A 19,403-nucleotide genomic window follows, 5' to 3' on the forward strand; every position below is an offset into this window, starting at 1 on the left:
CTTCGGGTGAATTCCACCCGTTCACCGGCCCGATCTATGATCAGGCTGGCGAACTGCGCGTTGCAGAAGGCGAAGTTGCTGATGACGGCATGCTGCTTGGCATGGACTGGTACATCAAAGGCATCGATGCCGAACTGCCGAAATAAGTCGGATTTCCGATCCATCCGGATCGGTTAAATGACGAAGCCCCGTGCATTAGCTTGCGCGGGGCTTTTCTTATGACGGTTTGTCAGGTCGGCTTCTTGGGATTGGCTCGACTTGGTTCGTCTGACTTTTCATAGGCGATCATTTCGGTTTTTGGATGCCGCAAGGCATAGAGTGCTGCGCGCCAGCCATGCAGCTTGACCTTGTGTTCGCGGGTTTTACCGGCCCACTTGTCGCGGAAGCGTTCCATATCTTCACGGCGATTGAAATAGATCACCATATCGACAATCGGGGCATTCTGGTCGCCACGCGGGAGTTCGATATTCCGAATGCCCATCGTCCAGTTCTTGCTCATGACATTGATGTCGAGCCAGTCCAGCACAGCTTGGGCGGAATGTTTCTCGTGAATAACGACACGATATGGAAAATTCCGAAGATCTTTCGACATTCGAATGCCCTTGTATTGATGTCATTGAGCTGAGTATTTGTTCTTATAGTTTAAAATACTCGTAAGTCTTTCGCGTTGAATTCCGAAGATTTATGCCGTTAATGGATTATGGTCATATGTACGTGATTATACTAGGGAGTCGTTGGTTGAAGTTTGGTGATCCGCACCTTGACGATCTGAACCGTCTGATTCCCTTATTGTATGAAGCGGCAATCGCCCCTGAATTGTGGAGCGAGCGACTGGACTGGCTTGCAAGCAAGTTGGGAACACGCAACGCAGTTATCATGCATATTGAGAAAATCCGCCCTGAAATTACCGAATATTCGTTTCATGCCAATAGCTGGATCCCGCAATCTGCGCTTGATGAATATATCAGCCTTGGGCTGAACCAGAATGACGGATCGGCCTATTATCACGAACAAAAGCTTTATGATTTTACCGTCGGTGACGATGTCCGGCATCAAAACGGGGATCATTCACCTTCGCGATTTTATCCTTGGCTGGAAAAGACTACCGGCTGCACGCAGGCAGCCGGAATGTGTGTTTCCAAGGATGCAGCCGGCTACGATATTCTGGCTGTGCATTATCGCGATGACAGCCCGTTTGTGCCATCCGATGCATCTGACAAGCTGCGCTTCCTTGGTCCACACCTGACAAAGGTTTTGGAAATGAACCGGCCGGTGCATCTGTTAAGGCATCGCTATGGGGCGTTTCTTGATGTGCTGGATCGATTGCGCATTGGGGTTGCGATCCTCAACGCCAAGGGCGAAATCGTCATCATCAACGAAGAGTTCACCCGCATCCTTGATAGCCGTGACGCACTAATCGTCGGACCGGGTCAGAAATTGACCGCCAATGATGATCAGGATGCCAGACGGTTGTCACAAGCCGTCTACAAACTGAGTCAGCAGGCGATTATCGAAAAAGCATCTGAAAACCTGCGTCTTAACAGCCGTGTTAATGAAAGTAGTGCCTATTTGCTCGATCTCGCCCCGTTGCGCGAAAAGCAGGGTACATTCGGCGGGCAGTTTTCTGGTGTCTTGGCAACGGTGGTTGATCCGTTCTGGTACACCGATATCAACACTGATCTTCTCAATCGTCATTTTGCGCTTACACGAACAGAAACCGATGTATTCGATGCCGTCTTACGCGGTTTGAGTAACAGCGAGATTGCCGAGCATCTTGGCAAGGGGCCGGAAACGGTCAAGTCTCAGCTCGCCAGCGTTTATCGCAAGACCGGTGCAAAGGATCGGCTGGAACTTGTGCGTCTGGCCGTACAGATGATCATCCCGCTCAAGGAAGACCAGATTTTGCCGCGATGAGGTCTGGCTCCCAGGTACAGAAGCCAGACCTCAATTGATGCCGGGTCAGGGGTGATGGCACCAATATGCGTCACATCACCTGATCAGCCTGCCTTCTGGCCAAGATCAAGTTCGCGTACATCTACAAGACCACGTTTTTTGTGAACCTTGGTGTATTTGACCGGCCATTTGTGGCTTTGGGAATAGAACCAGGTACGGGTGTTCGAACCATCCTTGCAGACGACTTCGTAGGTCGGGATCGTGCCAGTTCCGATGGTTACCATTGCGGTGCCGACAACGCTGCAGTCACGGGTCTGGGTCCAGCTGTCGGTTCCATCCGTGCCTTCGACAGCATAGGATACGGTGTTGCCGATCTTAAGCGGCCAGATTTCGCCGGTTTTGGTTATCATTTGCGTGCCGGTGGAACTGTCGCAATTAGCCCACTGGATGTCCGGTGCAAGGAAACCTTCGCCGACATAGGTGCACCCGTCGCCCGGGCCATCGGTTACTTCAAAGCTGTAAACATCATCGCCAACTGCCGATACGGTCGCAATTTCATGATCGCCATTGCGGTAATAGGCATATGAATCGCCTGCTGCAAGTTGCGGCTTTGCGAGCGACAAAAGGTTTACATTCGTATTGCGAACGACATTGTCAGTTGTTTGGCAGGCTGCCAGTGCGCCAAGCATTGCGCACGAAATGACAAGTTTCTTCATGTGGATCTCCTGATGTGCCGACCCGGCATTTTTGATGAATGGTTTCGGTGGCTGGGACGTTTGTCAGGTTATTAAAAGTGACTTTGTTCACTCGCACATCCCCCGTCCGGGGGATGTGTTTCAAGCATGTGAAGTATCGGTTGGAATGTGCGCGTGAAGCATAGAATGTTCGCATGGGCACTGATGATACGTATTTGCAACCAAAGGTTGATTTTGTATTGGGTGGATAATACTTTATCCAATAATAATTCCAGATTACTGTGTTAGGTATTGAGAATGAAACGTGTGGAAAAATAATATTTAGCTTCGCACGATCATTTTCACATGATAATCGAGTAATTCATCCTGACCGCAGCCCGAAATTGCGGGCATGTTTGGAAATAAAAATAAAGTATCGGGGTCTTAAAGGTGAGTGAAAAGCCTTCAGGCATTCAGCCTTCTGGGCGGGAACGTCATTTCAAACCGGAAGAATTGATCGTCAGCAAGACGGATCTCAAAGGGCATATTACCTACGCCAATGAGGTGTTTTTGCGCCTTTCTGATTATTCGGAAGGTGAGGTTTTGGGGAAGCCGCATGCGCTGATCCGACATCCGGATATGCCGCGCAGCGTTTTCAAGCTTATGTGGGATCGGATTTCATCCGGTCACGAGATTTTTGCCTATGTCGTGAATATGGCCAGCAACGGGGATCATTATTGGGTCTATGCCCACGTGACGCCGTCATTTGACGCCAATCACAAGGTGATTGGATATCATTCCAATCGCCGGGTGCCCGATCCAAAGGTTTTGAGCGAAACGATCATTCCTCTCTATGCGGAGCTTCGCAAAATCGAGGAAAGCCTGCCCAACCGCAAGGATGGCATGAAAGCCGCATCCGAGGCCTTGTCACAGAAGCTTTCTGATATGGGCATGTCGTACGACGAGTTTATTCAAAGTCTCTAGAGGATCGCAAAGCGGTTCCCGGAAACACAAGGTTTGAGGTTCTAATGTCGCTGTTTGGTAGTTCAAAATCAGGTATCAAAAAGGCACTGGACGTGGTCCTGGCCGCAGCCGATGGTGATTACGAAGCCCGTATTACCAATGTCGACAGTCATCCTGACATGCGCGAACTGTTTATTGCGATCAACCGGCTGATTGACCGCAATGATGCGTTCCTGCGCGAAAGTGCGGCATCCATGGGGGCGGTTTCCGAAAACCGTTATTACCGACGCATTGTCGAAACCGGGCTGGTCGGGGATTACCTTTCTTCGGCCCAGCGGATTAATGCGGCCAGTGCCTCCATCGAAAAGAAACTGTCCGGGTTTGCTGAAATTCTTGGTGAATTCAAAAGCGGTTCCTTTGCCGCGGTTGATGACATTGCCAATGCCGCATCCGCCCTTTCCGAGGCATCCGGGGACGCCAATTCCATCGCGCACGAAACCAGTTCACGTTCGACCAACGTTGCCGCCGCGGCCCGCCAGACGGCGGCCAATGTCAGCGAACTTTCGGCCGCATCCGAAGAGCTGAACGAGGCAATCCGCAATGTGTCCGAACAGGCACGTGAATCGGTTGAGATCGCCAACCGGGCGAACGGCCTTGCCCAGGAAACCGATGGTCGTATCGGACAGCTGGAAGCGGCGGCTGGCGAGATCGTTGAAGTGGTCAGCTTTATCCGTGACATTGCGGCTCAGACCAACTTGCTTGCACTGAATGCGACGATCGAGGCTGCGCGCGCCGGTGAAGCCGGCAAGGGCTTTGCCGTTGTTGCCAACGAGGTCAAGGGACTTGCCAACCAGACCAGCAAGGCGACCGAAAGCATCGAGGAAAAGGTTCAGGACATTCAGACCGCGATTGAACAGTCGGTTGGCTCGATCCGCGAAATTGCAGGCGTGATCGATGATCTGGCGGCACGTTCGGACACGATTTCGGGCAATGTCGAAACGCAGGCGAACTTGTCGACCAACATCACGCGCAATGTCGAACAGGCATCAAGTGGCGCACAGGAAGTCACCGACAATATCACCGTGGTCTCCGATATGGCCGGGCGTACCGGGGAGGCTGCCGACACCACGCGTGACATGGCCAGCCGTCTTGCCGATCAGTCGGAAAGCCTGCGCAATCAGTTGGGTGTGTTCCTCGATACCATCGAAAAGCTGCTTTATACCGCCAAGAAATAGCCTCTTTCTGCGTGCAACAGGATGCGTCGGGCGTCATGATGGTACCCGGTCAGGATTTTCAGTCAGGAGAGCGGTGCCATGCGGGTTTTCTTCAATTCGCGCCACGATGCCCATGACGGGGCAGGCGAAATGCATCACGGACGCATGGTGCCATGTTTCGAGAATGCCCGGCGTATTCCGATCATTCGTGATGCCGTCGCGCACGCGATCAAGGCGCAGCTGGTCGATCCGACCGACCACGGCATCGGCCCGATCCGCGCGATCCATGAGCCGGACTATATTGATTTTCTGGAAAACGCCTGGAGCGAATGGACCAAGGCAGGGAAAAGCGGTGACGCCTTTCCCTATGTCTGGCCGACTGGCGGATTTTCTGGTGGCAAGCCCGAACATATCAGTGCGCGCCTTGGTCAGTACGCCATTTCATCTGATACACCGATTACCCAGGGAACCTGGAAAGCAGCCTATTGGGGCGCGCAGACCGTCATATCGGCAGCCGAAGCAACCTGGAGCGAAGGCGAAGCATCCTTTGCCCTGACACGCCCGCCGGGACACCATGCCCATGCCAACCGTTATGGTGGATATTGCTTCTTGAACAATGCTGCCATCGCCGCCCAGCACATGATTTCCAAGGGCGCAAAAAAGGTCGCCATTCTTGATATCGACTATCACCACGGCAACGGTGCGCAGGATATTTTCTATGAGCGTGGGGATGTTCTGACGATTTCCATCCATGCCGATCCAGCCCATCAGTTCCCGTTCTTCATGGGCTATGCCAATGAAACCGGGCGCAATGACGGGCAGGGTGCCAACCTGAATATTCCGCTGCCGGGTGGCAGTGATTTCGCGGGGTGGGGGGCTGGCTTTGCCAAGGCAATGCAGAAACTTCTGACCTGGCAGGCCGATGCACTGGTGGTGGCCCTTGGTGTTGACGCCCACGAAGCCGAACCGATTTGCGACTTCAAGCTACAGACCGATGATTTCAACCGCATCGGGCAGATGATCGGGCGGATGGGGCTTAAAACCATGTTCACCATGGAAGGCGGTTATGCCCATGACGTGATTGGGCAAAACGTTGCTGCGGTTCTGAGCGGGTATCTGGCGCTTGCCAAAAGCTAGACCGGCCTAAATCGAATGCCAAAAAAACGCCCCGAGCAGAAGCCGGGGCGTTTTTGTTTGGCGTTCAATTTTTTTAACGTTCCCAGGGCGGCGTGCCGCCAAATTCCGCGACCAGAAAATCGACAAAGGCGCGGACGCGCGTCGGCAGATAGCGGTTTTCTGGATAGAGCGTATAGACCGCATGTGATGGTGGCTGGTAATCGGGCAGGACGCGTTGAAGGCGTCCTTCGCGCAGATATTCGTCGACTTCCCAGTTCGATTTCAGTGAAATGCCATGCCCGTCAAGGCACCAGCGGGTCAGGACCTCGCTGTTATCGGAATCCATCGAACCGGCGACAGCCAGCGTGACCGGTGGTTCATCATTTGGTCCTTGCAGGGTCCATTGATATTGCTGTGATCCCGGGAAGCGCAGCAGCAGGCAATTGTGGTTCAAAAGGTCGGCGGGCACCTTGGGTGCGCCGTTCTTTTTGAGATAATCCGGGCTTGCGACCAGCATACGTTTGTTGGTGGCCAGCTTGCGGACAATCAGCGAGCTTTCCTTAAGCTCGGCAATGCGGATGGCAAGATCGACCTTGTCTTGCAACAGATCGAGCAACCGATCAGACAGATGCAGGCGGATTTGCACATCCGGGTTCTGTTCGACGAATTTCGGAATGATCGGGGCGACAAACTTGTTGCCGAATGCCACCGGGCAGGTCAGCGTGACCGGGCCGCGGGTAGTATTTTTCTGGTTGGCGATGGCGTTTTCGGCTTCCTGCATTTCCGAAAGAATGCGCAGGCAGTGCCGGTAATAAACATCCCCCTCGGTCGTCAGGTTGACCCGGCGCGTTGTGCGGTTCAGCAAACGCACCCCAAGCCGTTCTTCAAGGCGGGCAATCCGGTTTGACACAACAGCCGCCGAATGGCGCAATTCACGCCCGGCAGCAGAAAGGTTGCCAAGTTCGGCAACACGGACAAAAATCTGGATGTCCTCAAAGTCGGACATGGTGCGGGAAGCTCCTGATGTCTGAGGGCTGTTTCTTGATTTCTGGTGGGCGCTTTAAATCATTATATGTGCAGATTAGCGGCCACACTCTGCCATTTTAAAGATTATTTTGAAAGTCATTTCGATTATGCTCAACCCCTAAATAATAGAGGCGGTCGGGCGACTGTGATAGGACAGGAAACAGATCGACTGAATTAAACCCGGGCAAAATGCTGCCATCAGAGCCATTCATGCGTCCCGGGGCATCATCAAGGCAGGGCTGCCAGCGCGCCGGAAACCGCGCACAGGCGAGACGGAGGTTTCAAGCACCGTGGATATTCTGTTTCAGGACTGGATCAATCTGATCCTGCGCTGGGCGCATTTGATTACGGGCATCGCCTGGATCGGGTCTTCGTTCTATTTCGTCTGGCTTGACCTGAGTTTGCGCAAGCGCCCGGAAATGAATGAAGGTGTCTATGGCGAGGCCTGGATGGTGCATGGTGGCGGGTTCTATCATGTGAACAAATGGATGGTGGCACCCAGTTCCATGCCGCCAGAACTGCACTGGTTCAAATACGAGGCCTATTTCACCTGGATTACCGGCTTCGCACTTTTGGTCACCATGTATTACTGGAGTGCCGAAAGCTATCTGATCGACCCAAGCGTTCTGGCGCTGACCAAGATGGATGCGATCCTGATTGGGCTTGGCAGCCTGTTTGCCGGTTGGGTGATCTATGACATCATCTGCAAAAGCGCGATTGGCAAACGCACCGATACGCTGGCGGTTGCACTGTTCATCCTGATCATGGCGGCGAGTTATCTGTTTACCCATGTGTTCAGCGGGCGCGGTGCGTTTATTCATGTCGGTGCGATGATTGGCACGATCATGGCCGCCAATGTGTTTCGCATCATCATTCCGAACCAGAAAAAGGTCGTGGCCAGCCTGATGGCTGGGGAAAAGCCCGATCCGAAACTGGGTCTCCAGGCCAAGCAGCGTTCAACGCACAACAACTACCTGACGCTTCCGGTCTTGCTGATGATGATCAGCAATCACTATTCGATGCTGTTTTCCCATGATCAGTCATGGCTGATTGTCGGTCTGATCCTGATCATCGGTGGGCTGGTGCGCCATTTCTTTAACACGCGCAATGCTGGCGGCACCGGCAAGGCGATTGCCTGGCAGCTTCCGTCGGCTGCGGTCGGTATGGCGATCCTTGCGATGTTTGCATCCTATGACCCGGACGCGGTCAAGCGTGCCGATGAAGACGTGATTACTGCCAATCATGCCTTGGCCATCGTTCAGACCCGTTGTTCGACCTGCCATTCGGCGAACCCGAGTGACGAGGGTTTTGACGAAGCCCCGGCAGGCGTGATGTTTGATGATCTGGCCCAGATCGAAGCCAATGCGCAGCGTGTTCTGGCACAGGCGGTTATTGGCCGGGCCATGCCGCTTGGCAATATGACGGAAATGACCGACGAGGAACGCGAGCAGCTTGGTCAGTGGATCCGCGCAGGCATGCCGGAATAAGCAGACAGGAACGAAATACAAAGGAAAGAGCGGTCGTATTGCACGACCGCTCTTTTGCGTTGACGGATTGTTTTAAGGTCGGCGGGGATGGGGGATCAAATCCAACCTAAATGTCAGCGCGATAGTTCATCGGTACCCAGTCATACATGGTGGCATCTTCGCGCACATGACCAAATCCCGGGAAGGCGACGTGGCAACCGGCAACCAGGTATTTTTCCTGTACCGCTTCGGCAAAGGCCGCTTCGCGTGATTTGATTGCCATGTCGGTGTCGCCGTCAAAGGCGATGGCAATATTCGGATCGTCAAACTGCACGACATCGCCATGGGTAATGTCGCCCCAGTAAACAAACTTCTCGCCCTTGCTTTCGATCCAAAGCGCGCTGTGGCCCGGCGTGTGTCCGGGGCGGAAAGTGGTGTTGACCATGCCTTCGATGGCCGGGGCATCGGGTGCATATTTCACAAGCTTGCCACTATCGATATAGGGGGTCAGGGCCGCAACCGCCTGATCAAAGAACGCCTTGGCGTCTTCGGGTGCGGTCGCCTTGTTTTCAGCACTGAGCCAGAACGCGGCGTCTGCCTCTGGAACATGCACGGTGGCATTGGCAAAGACCTTGTTGCCAGCCAGTGTCAGGCCACCGGTATGGTCGGGATGAATGTGGGTAATCACAACATCATCGACCTGATCAGGGTGGTAGCCCGAGGCAATCATATTGGCCGGAAGTTTGCCAAGTGCCGGTCCCATCAGATCGCTCGTACCCGCATCAAGCAATACAAGACGATCCCCGAAATTCAGCAAATAGGCATTGACCGAAAGATAGGTTGGGGTTCCCTGAAACGCATTGGCAAGGGCCAGGCGGGCCTGTTCGGGCGTGGTGTTGACATAAAGATCGGCGATCGGGAACTGGGCCGCACCATCCGAAAGGGCGGTGACTTCGACATCGCCGACCATGACCCGGTAATAGCCCGGTGCCTGTGTGCCAACCAGCGGTGCCTTTGCCTTTGCGGCCAGTGGCACAAAGACGGTGCTGCCAATCGCGCCAACGGCACCGGCGGCAAGCGTGCTTTTGAGCAAATCACGACGTGATAGCATTTTTCTTTTCCCTCAAATCATGCCGGTGTGAACCGGCGGGTTGTAAGCTGATGGGGAAAGGCTATAGTGCGATCAGTCAGTAATCAAATCGATACCAGTCATGGATAATATTGATCATTTCAATTTACGGTCATTTGACCTCAACCTGATGATTGCGTTTGACGCCATGATGCAGGAAATGAGCGTGACCAAGGCGGCCGAGAAACTGCGCATCGGGCAGTCGGCAATGAGCCACAATCTCAATACCTTGCGGATGTTGCTGGCTGATGACCTGTTTGTGCGTGTGGGTCAGAAAATGCAGCCGACAGCAAAAGCCCGTGCGCTGGCCGGGCCGGTGCGCACCGCCCTTTCCCAGGCACAGAACGCCCTTCATGCGACGGATTCTTTTGATCCGCAAACCGCCCAGCGTGTTTTTCGGTTGGGCGTGACGGGTGAAATGGACATGATTTTGTTGCCGGTTCTGATGCAGCATTTGCAGCAGCAGGCACCGGGTATCAAGATTTTGAGCCGTACCATCACATCTGAAACCGTTGATGGAATGATCAATGGCGGCGAGATCGATCTGGCGATTGGCTGCAAAAGCCAACTCAACACAGGCCATTTCGGCGAGGTTCTGTTCAACTCGGAAGTCGCCTGTTGTTTTAATCCTGATATTCTCGATTTGCCGCTGCCGATGTCGCGTGCGCAATATCTGGCATCGCGGCATGCGGTTCTGTCCCAGACGGAGAATGTCGCCGGGTGTGTTGGTGTCGCGCTTCAGGGGATGGGGATTGAACTTGATGTTGTTCTGGCGGCACCTGATTTCATGCCACTTTTGGCAGCGGCCCGAAACAGTGCCGTGATTGCCACTGTGCCGTGTCGCATTGCCAACCAGTATGCGCCGTTATTCGGGTTGTCTTATTGCCCGATGCCGATTGATGTGGCGTTTCCGCCGGTGAGGATGAACTGGGCTGTGTGGACGGACAAGGATGTTGGTCTGATCTGGTTGCGTGATCAAATCCGCACAGCAATTAACGCGATCGCGCCGGACCGCGAATTGCAGGCGGCCGAGTGATTCCGGACAAATACAGCCAGAAATCAAAGCGCCCCGCCGGTCTCCCGACGGGGCGGGAAGCCGGCCGACACAAGGCAGATTGTGGTGCAATAAGCTCAGCGCAGGCGAAACTTCCGCGCTCCAGATAGGCTGTGAAAACCCTGACGTCAACATGATCAAAAATTAATCAAAATGTAATCAATGATTGAAAAATAATCATTCAAAACACGGCTTGCGCAAATATTTTCCCCGAAATAGCTGTAAAATAGTTTCTTATTGCGTGAGAATCCCTCGATTCGCGATTTTATTCGATATGGCCTCTGAGTCTGGCACGGTTTTAGCAAGTGCAACGGCGGTGCAATAAAAACTCAGTGGAGGCTATAAATGAATAAGAAGCTTCAAGCGCTTGTCGGCGCCGGGGCCATGGCAGTGTCTGCAATGGCAATGTCAGCCGCACAGGCAGCAGAAACCATCAAAGTTGGTGTGCTGCACTCTCTTTCCGGGACGATGGCGATTTCCGAAACCACGCTGAAGGACACTGTCCTGATGCTGGTTGATGACCTGAACAAGAACGGTGGTCTGCTTGGCAAACAAGTCGAAGCCGTTGTTGTTGACCCGGCTTCTGACTGGCCGCTGTTTGCTGAAAAGGCACGCGAACTGATCGAACAGGAACAGGTTGCTGTTGTCTTCGGTTGCTGGACGTCGGTTTCGCGTAAATCGGTTCTGCCGGTCTTCGAAGAACTCAACAGCATGCTGTTCTATCCGGTTCAGTACGAAGGTGAGGAAAGCTCGCGCAACGTATTCTATACCGGTGCAGCTCCGAACCAACAGGCCATTCCGGCTGTTGATTACCTGATGAGCGAAGATGGCGGCTCTGCCGAGCGTATCGTTCTTCTGGGTACCGACTATGTTTATCCGCGTACCACCAACAAGATCCTGCGTTCTTACCTGAACGGCAAGGGTATCTCCGATGAAGACATCATGGAGAACTACACCCCGTTCGGTCATTCTGACTGGCAGTCGATCGTTGCTGACGTGAAAGCATTCGCATCTGCTGGCAAGAAAACGGCCGTGGTTTCGACCATTAACGGTGACGCGAACGTTCCGTTCTACAAGGAACTGGCAAACCAGGGCATCAAGGCCGAAGACATTCCGGTTGTTGCCTTCTCGGTTGGTGAAGAAGAACTGGCTGGTATCGATACAGCGCCGCTGGTTGGTCATCTTGCTGCCTGGAACTACTTCCAGTCGGTTGAGTCTGATGCCAACACGGCCTTCATCGAAAAATGGCACGCCTTCATCGGTGATGAGTCGCGCGTAACCAACGACCCGATGGAAGCAACCTATATCGGCTTTAACATGTGGAAACAGGCTGTCGAGCAGGCTGGCACCACCGATGTCGATGCGGTTCGTCAGGCAATGTATGGCCAGGAAGTTGCAAACCTGACCGGCGGTACCGCTGTCATGAACACCAACCACCACCTGTCCAAGCCGGTTCTGATCGGCGAAGTTCAGGATGATGGCCAGTTTGACATCGTTTGGGAAACCGAAGGCACCGTCGTTGGCGATGCATGGTCGGACTTCCTGCCGGAAAGCGCAAAGCTGACCGCCGACTGGACCTATCCGTGGGTCTGCGGCAACTGTGAAAAACCGATGTACTAATTGGTTTCGGATGGGCCGGTCGTGGCAACGCGACCGGCCTGTTCATTTTCAACGCAATCAGCACCTGTCTGCTGTCCGCGTTTTCTTTATCCAATTTTCCATATTGAATTCAAAGGTTTGGTGATCATGCGCAATGACATGTTTTCAGTGCTGCGCCGTTCTCCGTTCTCATTGGCCAAAACGCGTGACGTTGCCCTTCGACTGGGTGTCATGATCGCGTGTCTGGCCCTGCTTGTGATCGCAACACCCAATAGCGCACAGGCATTCAGTGACGAAGAACTGCGAAACATCGCCGAACAGTTAAATGATAAAAGTGCGACCAAGAAGGTCGCGGTGATCGAGGAAATGGCAGCGGACGGTGATCCGCGTGTTGCCCCGATCCTTAAGGCCATGCTTGACGGTGACCTTTATGTTCGCGACAGCGACGAGCATGTCGTCATCGCCACCAAAAAGGGCAAAGTCTTTACCCATATCGACATCGTCAGCGGCGAAGAAGTCGGTGAAAGTTCATCCAAGGAACTCTCCAAGATCAAGATCAACAACCGTCTGCGGGGTGCGCTGCGCGATGCGTTGGCGACGCTGAACCTGTTTAGCCCGGATCTCAATATCCGAAGTGCTGCGGTCGAGCAGATCATGGATGCCCGTGATCCGGCGATGTTGCCATTGCTTCTGCGCGCGATTGATCGCGAAGAGGATGAAACGCTTCTGGCACGCATGGAACTGGCGCAGGCCACCATGGCGCTGGCAGCCGGTGAAACTACCGAAGAACGCCTAAGTGCGATTGATGTTCTGGCCAGCGAAACCACGCCGCAAATCCGTGCGGTGCTGTCGCAATTTGTCGCCAGTGCCGAGGCAGAAGGTTACGAGCCCGAAGTGGTTGCCGCCGCCAAGGATGCGCTTGAATCCGTCGAGGGGCGCCTGTCGACCTGGCAGACGATTGGGGATGTCTATCGCGGTATCAGTCTGGGATCGGTTTTGTTGCTCGCGGCGGTTGGTCTTGCCATCACCTTTGGTGTGATGGGCGTGATCAACATGGCGCATGGCGAAATGATCATGATCGGTGCCTATACCACCTTTATGGTGCAGCAGGCGCTTGGGTCCATTCTGCCATCCGGGTCGGCATGGTCATTGGTGATTTCAGTGCCAGCCGCCTTTTTGGTCGCCGGTGCGGTCGGGGTTGTGATCGAACGATCCGTGATCCGTTTCCTCTATGGTCGGCCGCTTGAAACGCTGCTGGCTACGTGGGGTGTCAGCCTTGTCTTGCAGCAGGCAATCCGAACGATTTTCGGGGCGACCAACCAGCAGGTCACCGCACCTGATTTCATGAGTGGCGCAATTGAATTTTCGACCGGTCTGGTGCTGACCTATAACCGGCTGTGGATCATTTTGTTTAGCATCATCGTGGTGGCCGGTATTGCAGCCGTGCTGCGGTATACCGCGTTTGGTTTGCAGATGCGCGCCGTTACCCAGAACCGGCGTATGGCCGGATCGGTTGGTATTCGCACCGGTTATGTCGATGCGCTGACCTTTGGTCTGGGATCGGGGATCGCAGGCATCGCCGGTGTGGCGCTCAGCCAGATTTCAAACGTCAGCCCGAACCTTGGTCAGACTTACATTATCGACAGTTTCATGGTCGTCGTGTTTGGCGGGGTCGGGAACCTTTGGGGTACGGTGCTGGGCGCGTTTAGCCTTGGCATTGTGAACAAGTTCCTTGAGCCGATGGCAGGTGCCGTTCTGGCCAAGATCTTTGTCCTGATTGCGCTGATCCTGTTTATCCAGAAACGACCCAAGGGGCTTTTTGCCCTTAAAGGTCGCGCGGTGGAGGCCTGATCCATGACCGATTATCGTCAAAAATATCAAATGACGCCGGTGATTGGCTGGCTGCTCAATGACCGTGGCGGGATGATCCTTTTGGGCATTCTGATTGCGGCCGCCATTCTGGTGCCGGCAAGCAATCTGTTGTTGCCCGAAAGCTCCGCCTTCCATGTGCCGACCTGGATGGTCAGTCTGCTTGGGAAGTATCTGTGCTATGCGCTGCTGGCACTTAGTGTCGACCTGATCTGGGGGTTCTGCGGGATTTTGTCGCTGGGTCACGGGGCGTTCTTTGCGCTCGGCGGGTATGCCATGGGTATGTATCTGATGCGTCAGATCGGGGATCGTGGCGTTTATGGTGATCCGATCCTGCCGGACTTTATGGTCTTCCTGAACTGGCAGGAATTGCCATGGTACTGGTATGGCTTTGACATGTTCTGGTTTGCCATCGTTATGGCGATGTTTGTGCCAGGGCTTCTGGCCTTTGTGTTTGGCTTCCTTGCCTTTCGGTCGCGTGTGACGGGTGTGTATCTTTCGATCATCACGCAGGCCATGACCTATGCGCTTTTGCTGGCTTTCTTCCGCAACGATATGGGCTTTGGCGGCAATAACGGTCTGACCGATTTCAAGGATCTGCTGGGCTATTCATTGCAATCGGATGGCACACGGGCTGGCTTGTTTGTCGCGTCCTGTGTGTTTCTTGGCATCTGCTATACGGTGGCGCGCGGCATTACCCAGTCGCGTCTGGGCAAGGTGTTGATTGCCATTCGCGATGCCGAAAGCCGGGTGCGTTTCACAGGCTACCGGGTTGAATATTACAAGCTGTTCGTCTTTACCGTTTCGGCCGTCATGGCCGGGATCGCCGGTGCGCTTTATGTGCCGCAGGTCGGGATCATCAATCCGGGCGAGTTTGCCCCGGCCCTTTCGATTGAAATCGTCATCTGGGTTGCGGTTGGCGGGCGTGGCACGCTTTATGGGGCGGTGCTTGGCGCGTTTATCGTCAACTATGCCAAGACCTTCTTTACCGGGGCGATGCCGGATTTCTGGCTGTTCTTCCTGGGCGGGTTGTTCATTGCGGTGACCCTGTTCCTGCCAAAAGGTTTGATCGGGGCGGTACCGGCATTCGGATCGGCCGACCGGCAATCATTGTTCACGACCTGGCGTAAACGACGCGCGAATGAAGGAGGCAAGGCATGAGCGAAGCAGCCGCCATTCAAAAGAATGCCTCGGACGAGGAACAGGTCAAATCCGCGCGGTCGGAAACCATCCTTTATGTCGACGGCGTGTCGGTGACCTTTGACGGGTTCCGGGCACTCAATAACCTGTCATTTTATGTCGAGCCGGGCGAACTTCGCGCCATCATCGGCCCGAACGGGGCGGGCAAGACAACCATGATGGATATCATCACCGGCAAAACGCGGCCTGATACCGGTGATGTCCTGTTTAAAAGCGAGATCGACCTGACCAAGCTGGACGAGGCCGAGATTGCCAATCTGGGCATTGGGCGCAAGTTCCAGAAGCCGACGGTGTTTGAAAGCCATACGGTGTTCGACAACCTGCTTTTGGCGTGTTCGGGCGGACGCGGCGTGTTTCAGGCCCTGTTCCATCGGTTAAGTGATGCGGAAAAGATCAAGATCGAAAAGACGTTGGTGACCATCATGCTTGAAGACAAGCGTGATGAGATGGCCGCCAACCTTTCGCACGGGCAGAAGCAGTGGCTGGAAATCGGCATGCTTTTGATGCAGGAACCCGAACTTCTTCTGGTCGATGAACCGGTTGCCGGGATGACCGATTCCGAGACCGAGGAAACGGCGAAACTTTTACGGTCGATTTCCAAGGAATATTCGGTCGTGGTGGTTGAGCATGACATGGAATTCGTCCGTGACCTTGATTGCAAGGTGACCGTTTTGCACGAAGGATCGGTTCTGGCCGAAGGGCGCCTTGATCACGTGCAGAAAGACCCGCGGGTCATTGAAGTCTATCTGGGCCGCTAGGGGGAATTGAACATGCTTGATGTCAGCAATATTGATCTGTTTTACGGGGCGTCCCATGCGTTGCGCAAGGTGTCGCTGAGTGCTGAAACCGGCAAGGTTACCGCGGTTCTGGGCCGTAACGGGGTTGGCAAAACATCCCTGATGCGCGCCGTTGTTGGTCAGCACCCGATAACGGAAGGCAACATTAAATGGGAAGGCAAGGATATCTCGCGCGATCCGTCATATCGTCGTTCGGCCAATGGGATCGCGATTGTCCCGCAGGGGCGCGAGATTTTCCCGCTTCTGACGGTGAAGGAAAATCTTGAGACCGGCTTTGCCGCACTCCCGCGTGCCCTGCGCCATATCCCGGACGAGATTTTCGAACTGTTCCCGGTGCTGCGTGACATGCTGGGGCGTCGCGGTGGTGACCTTTCGGGTGGGCAGCAACAGCAGCTTGCAATTGGGCGCGCGCTTGTCACCCGACCGCGGTTGCTGGTACTTGATGAGCCGACCGAGGGCATTCAGCCATCGATCATCAAGGACATTCAGCGCGTTATCAAACAGCTGGCCGATCGCGGTGATATGGCGATCTTGCTGGTGGAGCAGTACTTTGAATTCGCACATGAACTGGCCGACGAGATTGTCGTACTTGAACGTGGCGAGGTTGTTTTGTCGGGCGCAAAGGAAACACTCGATCGTGAAAAAGTCCGTGCCTATCTGACTGTTTGATCGGCATTTGCCAAAATTTTGCGCAAACTGGATGCTGTCAATCGGGCCAAATGCCGCCAAACTCCCTGTATCGGCAGGGTGTTGGCGGTTGGCCCGCATCTTGCTGTAATGACCCTTGGTATTAAGGTCCCGTCAGTGGGCCGCATTAATCAGGTGACTTTGTGCAGCTTCGCAAACTTGAACCGACAACATCCGCAATTTCGAATGCGGAGATGGAAACGCCAGTAACGCCCGCCCGCATCATTACCGATGGCCGGGCCGAGGTGACGTTTCGTCAGGGCAAGGGTGCAGCACATCAGGGCGGGAATGCAGCCCTTGATCATCTTTATTACCGTGACCCGATGAAAATCCTGTTCCCGCGCCCGGTTGCGGGGGATCTGGCGACGGCCGTTCTGGTCACGACATCGGGTGGCATGGTCGGTGGCGATAAGCTGGCCTTTACCGGCAAGGTGGAGGCGGGCGCATCCGCCCTGTTTACTGCACAGGCAGCAGAAAAGATTTACCGGTCGGTCGGACCGGATTGCGAGATGTCGGTTGATCTGGATGTCGCTGATGGCGGCTGGCTTGAATGGTTGCCCCATGAAAGCATCCTGTTTGATCAGGCCCGCCTGAAACGCAAAACCACAGTATGCGCATCTGGCAGCGGCATGGTCATGGCCGGCGAGATGATGGTGTTTGGCCGCCTTGCACGCGGCGAGGTGTTTACCACCGGACTTGCGCGCGATGCGTGGGATGTGTCGATTGATGGACGTCCGATCTGGCGCGATGCGCTGCATCTGGAAGGCGATGTGTTGCGCATGCTTGATCATGCGGCCGCCTTTGACGGTGCACGTGCCAATGCGACTGCCATTCTGGTCGGGCAGGACGCGGAAGATCAGCTTGAAGCCGCGCGTGATTGTCTGGCGCAGGCGACCGAGGGGCTTGAGGCGCGCGATGTGCTATGTGCCGCGACCGCGATGAAGGGGATTGTGATAGCGCGTTTCATGGCACGCGATCCGATGAAATTGCGCCGGGTGTATGGCGCGTGGTGGAAAACGTTCCGCCATCAAACAAGGGGGCTTCCCGCACGCTTGCCGCGTTTGTGGGAGATTTAATTGATGAAGCCAAGGAGTAGGCAGGCATGAATCTGACGCCACGCGAGAAGGACAAACTGCTGGTCTCGGTCGCCGCCATGGTGGCGCGCAATCGCCTTGCACGGGGGGTGAAGCTTAATTACCCCGAAGCGATCGCGATCATCACCGACTATGTCGTTGAAGGCGCGCGCGATGGCAAATCTGTTGCCGATCTGATGCGCGACGGGGCAACCGTGATAACGCGCGATCAGGTGATGGATGGCATTGCCGAAATGATCCACGAAATTCAGGTCGAAGCCACCTTCCCGGACGGGACGAAGCTTGTGACCGTTCATGAACCGATCCGTTAAGGAAAGAGGAGCGCGTTATGATTCCAGGTGAAATCATTACCAAGGAAGGCAGCCTCATCCTGAACGAGGGGCGTGAAACCAAAACCATCACCGTTGCCAATACCGGGGACCGTCCGGTGCAGGTGGGGTCGCACTATCATTTCTATGAAACCAATCCGGGCCTTGATTTTGATCGTGAAGCCGCACGTGGCTTTCGCCTTGATATCCCGGCCGGTACCGCTGTTCGTTTTGAGCCGGGCCAGTCGCGCGAAGTCAATCTGGTGAAATATGCCGGAACCGGCACGGTCTATGGCTTTAACGCCAAAATCAACGGCAAGCTTTAAGCGGAGGGATGGAATAAATGGCTTATGAAATTGATCGTCCGTCCTATGCGGCCATGTTTGGCCCGACTGTTGGTGACAAGGTCCGTCTGGCGGACACCGATCTGATCATCGAGGTCGAAAAAGACTTCACCACCCTTGGCGAGGAAGTCAAATTCGGCGGAGGCAAGGTGATCCGTGATGGCATGGGCCAGTCACAGGCAACGCGCGCTGATGGTGCGGTGGATACCGTGATCACCAATGCGCTGATCCTGGATTACACCGGCATCATCAAGGCCGATATTGGCATTCGCGATGGCCGCATTGCCGGGATCGGCAAGGCCGGAAACCCGGATGTGCAGCCCGGTGTTGATATCATCATCGGTCCGGGTACCGAGATCATCGCCGGTGAAGGCAACATCATCACCGCCGGCGGGATTGATGCCCACATTCACTGGATCTGCCCGCAGCAGGTTGAAGACGCGCTTTATTCCGGCGTGACCAGCATGCTGGGCGGTGGTACCGGCCCGGCAGCGGGCACGAACGCCACCACCTGCACGCCAGGTCCGTGGCACATTGCCCGGATGCTGCAGGCAGCCGACGGTATTCCGATGAATATCGGTTTCTTTGGCAAGGGCAACGCGACCCTGCCCGGATCGCTGATCGAACAGGTCAAGGCAGGTGCGTGCGGCCTGAAGCTTCATGAAGACTGGGGCACCACCCCGGCTGCGATTGATACCTGCTTATCAGTTGCCGATGACCTTGATGTGCAGGTCATGATCCATACCGATACATTGAATGAAAGCGGCTTTGTCGAGCATACCCGTGCATCGTTCAAGGGCCGAACCATTCACACCTTCCATACCGAAGGTGCCGGTGGTGGCCATGCGCCAGACATCATCAAGCTGTGCGGCGAAGCCAACGTACTGCCAAGCTCGACCAATCCGACCCGTCCGTTTACGGTCAATACGATTGACGAGCATCTGGACATGCTGATGGTCTGCCATCACCT

At 54.7% G+C, this 19,403-nt stretch carries 19 protein-coding genes; 15 read left to right on the plus strand and 4 right to left on the minus strand.

The features are described from left to right. Positions 1-229: 229 nt before the first annotated feature. Entirely contained in the window at positions 230-592 is a 363-nt protein-coding gene (locus B2T33_RS18065) for a hypothetical protein (RefSeq protein WP_286792788.1), read from the minus strand. A gap of 284 nt (positions 593-876) precedes the next feature. On the opposite strand from B2T33_RS18065, the gene B2T33_RS18070 reads away from it, so the two are divergent. Next, positions 877-1,914 (plus strand): helix-turn-helix transcriptional regulator, encoded by a 1,038-nt coding sequence (locus B2T33_RS18070; RefSeq protein WP_286792789.1) that lies wholly within the window; start codon positions 877-879, stop codon positions 1,912-1,914. A gap of 83 nt (positions 1,915-1,997) precedes the next feature. Here B2T33_RS18070 and B2T33_RS18075 read toward each other — a convergent pair whose 3' ends face one another. Then, positions 1,998-2,609 carry a hypothetical protein gene (locus B2T33_RS18075; protein ID WP_286792790.1) on the minus strand — a complete coding sequence of 204 codons (612 nt, stop codon included), beginning with the start codon at positions 2,607-2,609 and terminating at the stop codon, positions 1,998-2,000. Positions 2,610-3,017: 408 nt separating this feature from the next. Between B2T33_RS18075 and B2T33_RS18080 the strand changes: the two genes are divergently transcribed. The 3 genes from B2T33_RS18080 to B2T33_RS18090 all read left to right on the plus strand — a co-directional run bounded on the left by B2T33_RS18080 (position 3,018) and on the right by B2T33_RS18090 (position 5,881). Next, a complete protein-coding gene (locus B2T33_RS18080; RefSeq protein ID WP_286792791.1) occupies positions 3,018-3,551 on the plus strand; it encodes a PAS domain-containing protein in 534 nt (177 codons plus the stop codon). A gap of 44 nt (positions 3,552-3,595) precedes the next feature. After that, the gene (locus tag B2T33_RS18085; protein ID WP_286792792.1) at positions 3,596-4,765 is read left to right on the plus strand and encodes a methyl-accepting chemotaxis protein; all 1,170 of its coding nucleotides are present in this window, start codon (positions 3,596-3,598) and stop codon (positions 4,763-4,765) included. A 78-nt stretch (positions 4,766-4,843) separates the two neighbouring features. Then, positions 4,844-5,881, plus strand: a complete 1,038-nt coding sequence (locus B2T33_RS18090) for a histone deacetylase family protein (protein ID WP_286792793.1) — start codon at positions 4,844-4,846, stop codon at positions 5,879-5,881. Between the two features lie 73 nt (positions 5,882-5,954). On the opposite strand, the gene B2T33_RS18095 is transcribed toward B2T33_RS18090, so the two are convergent. After that, entirely contained in the window at positions 5,955-6,866 is a 912-nt protein-coding gene (locus tag B2T33_RS18095) for a LysR family transcriptional regulator (protein ID WP_286792794.1), read from the minus strand. A gap of 310 nt (positions 6,867-7,176) precedes the next feature. Here B2T33_RS18095 and B2T33_RS18100 point away from each other — a divergent pair, with 310 nt between their 5' ends. Then, entirely contained in the window at positions 7,177-8,373 is a 1,197-nt protein-coding gene (locus B2T33_RS18100; RefSeq protein WP_286792795.1) for a urate hydroxylase PuuD, read from the plus strand. A gap of 106 nt (positions 8,374-8,479) precedes the next feature. Here the strand turns inward: B2T33_RS18100 and B2T33_RS18105 are convergent, their stop codons facing one another. Continuing rightward, a complete protein-coding gene (locus tag B2T33_RS18105; protein ID WP_286792796.1) occupies positions 8,480-9,463 on the minus strand; it encodes an MBL fold metallo-hydrolase in 984 nt (327 codons plus the stop codon). A gap of 100 nt (positions 9,464-9,563) precedes the next feature. On the opposite strand from B2T33_RS18105, the gene B2T33_RS18110 reads away from it, so the two are divergent. From B2T33_RS18110 to B2T33_RS18155, 10 genes are all read left to right on the plus strand, one after another. Further along, the gene (locus tag B2T33_RS18110) at positions 9,564-10,517 is read left to right on the plus strand and encodes a LysR family transcriptional regulator (RefSeq protein WP_286792797.1); all 954 of its coding nucleotides are present in this window, start codon (positions 9,564-9,566) and stop codon (positions 10,515-10,517) included. Between the two features lie 363 nt (positions 10,518-10,880). Further along, positions 10,881-12,155: an urea ABC transporter substrate-binding protein gene (gene urtA, locus B2T33_RS18115; protein WP_286792798.1), complete on the plus strand. Its 1,275-nt coding sequence runs from the start codon at positions 10,881-10,883 to the stop codon at positions 12,153-12,155. Between the two features lie 126 nt (positions 12,156-12,281). Continuing rightward, the gene (gene urtB / locus B2T33_RS18120) at positions 12,282-13,985 is read left to right on the plus strand and encodes an urea ABC transporter permease subunit UrtB (RefSeq protein WP_286792799.1); all 1,704 of its coding nucleotides are present in this window, start codon (positions 12,282-12,284) and stop codon (positions 13,983-13,985) included. Positions 13,986-13,988: 3 nt separating this feature from the next. Then, complete coding sequence (gene urtC, locus B2T33_RS18125; protein WP_286792800.1) at positions 13,989-15,164, plus strand: urea ABC transporter permease subunit UrtC; 1,176 nt, start codon at positions 13,989-13,991, stop codon at positions 15,162-15,164. Beyond that, positions 15,161-15,961 (plus strand): urea ABC transporter ATP-binding protein UrtD, encoded by an 801-nt coding sequence (urtD, locus tag B2T33_RS18130; RefSeq protein ID WP_063086766.1) that lies wholly within the window; start codon positions 15,161-15,163, stop codon positions 15,959-15,961. Before urtC ends, urtD begins: the two co-directional genes overlap by 4 nt. 12 nt (positions 15,962-15,973) lie before the next feature. Next, entirely contained in the window at positions 15,974-16,669 is a 696-nt protein-coding gene (gene urtE, locus B2T33_RS18135; protein ID WP_008888422.1) for an urea ABC transporter ATP-binding subunit UrtE, read from the plus strand. Positions 16,670-16,830: 161 nt separating this feature from the next. Then, a complete protein-coding gene (locus B2T33_RS18140; protein ID WP_286792801.1) occupies positions 16,831-17,763 on the plus strand; it encodes an urease accessory protein UreD in 933 nt (310 codons plus the stop codon). Between the two features lie 26 nt (positions 17,764-17,789). Beyond that, positions 17,790-18,092 (plus strand): urease subunit gamma, encoded by a 303-nt coding sequence (locus B2T33_RS18145; protein WP_044829632.1) that lies wholly within the window; start codon positions 17,790-17,792, stop codon positions 18,090-18,092. 17 nt (positions 18,093-18,109) lie between these two features. Further along, positions 18,110-18,415, plus strand: coding sequence for an urease subunit beta (locus B2T33_RS18150; RefSeq protein ID WP_008888419.1), 306 nt, complete (start codon positions 18,110-18,112; stop codon positions 18,413-18,415). Positions 18,416-18,432: 17 nt separating this feature from the next. Then, on the plus strand, positions 18,433-19,403 hold a 971-nt coding region (locus B2T33_RS18155), incomplete at its 3' end, for an urease subunit alpha (RefSeq protein ID WP_286792802.1).

The sequence above is a fragment of the Thalassospira sp. UBA4513 genome, assembly GCF_002388495.1.
Taxonomy (GTDB): Bacteria; Pseudomonadota; Alphaproteobacteria; order Rhodospirillales; family Thalassospiraceae; genus Thalassospira; species Thalassospira tepidiphila.

Bases quoted from the DNA above. Each gene is read 5' to 3' on its own strand.
- B2T33_RS18065 (WP_286792788.1), bottom strand. From the start codon at position 592: ATGTCGAAAGATCTTCGGAATTTTCCATATCGTGTCGTTATTCACGAG.
- B2T33_RS18070 (WP_286792789.1), top strand. From the start codon at position 877: ATGCATATTGAGAAAATCCGCCCTGAAATTACCGAATATTCGTTTCAT.
- B2T33_RS18075 (WP_286792790.1), bottom strand. From the start codon at position 2,609: ATGAAGAAACTTGTCATTTCGTGCGCAATGCTTGGCGCACTGGCAGCC.
- B2T33_RS18085 (WP_286792792.1), top strand. From the start codon at position 3,596: ATGTCGCTGTTTGGTAGTTCAAAATCAGGTATCAAAAAGGCACTGGAC.
- B2T33_RS18090 (WP_286792793.1), top strand. From the start codon at position 4,844: ATGCGGGTTTTCTTCAATTCGCGCCACGATGCCCATGACGGGGCAGGC.
- B2T33_RS18095 (WP_286792794.1), bottom strand. From the start codon at position 6,866: ATGTCCGACTTTGAGGACATCCAGATTTTTGTCCGTGTTGCCGAACTT.
- B2T33_RS18105 (WP_286792796.1), bottom strand. From the start codon at position 9,463: ATGCTATCACGTCGTGATTTGCTCAAAAGCACGCTTGCCGCCGGTGCC.
- B2T33_RS18110 (WP_286792797.1), top strand. From the start codon at position 9,564: ATGGATAATATTGATCATTTCAATTTACGGTCATTTGACCTCAACCTG.
- urtA (WP_286792798.1), top strand. From the start codon at position 10,881: ATGAATAAGAAGCTTCAAGCGCTTGTCGGCGCCGGGGCCATGGCAGTG.
- urtB (WP_286792799.1), top strand. From the start codon at position 12,282: ATGCGCAATGACATGTTTTCAGTGCTGCGCCGTTCTCCGTTCTCATTG.
- urtC (WP_286792800.1), top strand. From the start codon at position 13,989: ATGACCGATTATCGTCAAAAATATCAAATGACGCCGGTGATTGGCTGG.
- urtD (WP_063086766.1), top strand. From the start codon at position 15,161: ATGAGCGAAGCAGCCGCCATTCAAAAGAATGCCTCGGACGAGGAACAG.
- urtE (WP_008888422.1), top strand. From the start codon at position 15,974: ATGCTTGATGTCAGCAATATTGATCTGTTTTACGGGGCGTCCCATGCG.
- B2T33_RS18145 (WP_044829632.1), top strand. From the start codon at position 17,790: ATGAATCTGACGCCACGCGAGAAGGACAAACTGCTGGTCTCGGTCGCC.
- B2T33_RS18150 (WP_008888419.1), top strand. From the start codon at position 18,110: ATGATTCCAGGTGAAATCATTACCAAGGAAGGCAGCCTCATCCTGAAC.